This is a genomic window from Micrococcus sp. (assembly GCF_030523875.1).
In the GTDB taxonomy this organism is placed as follows: domain Bacteria; phylum Actinomycetota; class Actinomycetes; order Actinomycetales; family Micrococcaceae; genus Micrococcus.
Genome location: NZ_JAUNHR010000145.1, coordinates 1 through 788, shown reverse-complemented (window position 1 = coordinate 788; position 788 = coordinate 1). Strand labels below are relative to the sequence as shown.

1 protein-coding gene is annotated in these 788 nt (G+C 71.1%); it reads right to left on the bottom strand.

Features of this window, described 5'->3' with window-relative positions:
- Positions 1-190: 190 nt before the first annotated feature.
- On the bottom strand, positions 191-788 hold a 598-nt coding region (locus Q4D18_RS11505; RefSeq protein ID WP_303128537.1), incomplete at its 5' end, for an ABC transporter substrate-binding protein.

The window sequence follows — 788 nt, the reverse complement described above, 5'->3', positions numbered from 1 at the left end:
GCAGATCAACGAGGACAGCGCCAGGCTGATCGCGCTGCGCGCGCCCACGGCCACGGAGAGGGCCGCCGCCAGGGCCACCCCGGCCAGGACGAGCAGCAGCCCCAGCCAGACGGGCCTCCCACGTCGGTGGGTGACCGGCCTGACCGGGGCCGTGGTCGGAGCGCTCATCAGCGGGATGGCGGCGCTGTCGTCAGCTCTGCCCGGCCGCCGCGGCGACCTCCGGGACGAAGTGCTCCATCGAGTACGGGATCGCCAGCGGGGAGGGAGCGCTCAGGCCCAGCACCGCGGTCTGGTCGGATGCCTCGACGAAGCCGCCGTCGCGCAGGGCCGGGATCTGCCCGATCAGCGGGTCGGACCGGAAGGTCTCCAGCTCACCTGGCTGCATCGTGTAGGCGATGAACAGGTCGCTGTCCAATTGGGGGGCCTGCTCGGCCGAGACGGAGAAGAAGAAGGCGTCCTGAGCGGCGTTCTGCTCGACGAAGGGGGCGTTCTTCATCCCCAGGTCGGTGAGCAGTCGGACCCGGTTGTCGGTCGGGGCGTAGACGTCGAGCTTGGACCGGTCCGCCGAGGAGAGCGAGGCGAAGACGAAGGTCTTGTCCCGCAGCTGCGGGTTGGCCTGCGCGGTCTGCTCGATGGTCTGCTCGGTCTCGGCGAGCACCGTCTCGGCCTGCTCGGACCGGCCGAGCGCCTGGCCGACCAGGTCCAGGGAGTCCTCCCAGGTGGTGCCCCAGGCGGTCTCGGGGTAGGCGACGACGGGGGCGATCTGGCTGAGCGTGTCGTACTCCTCC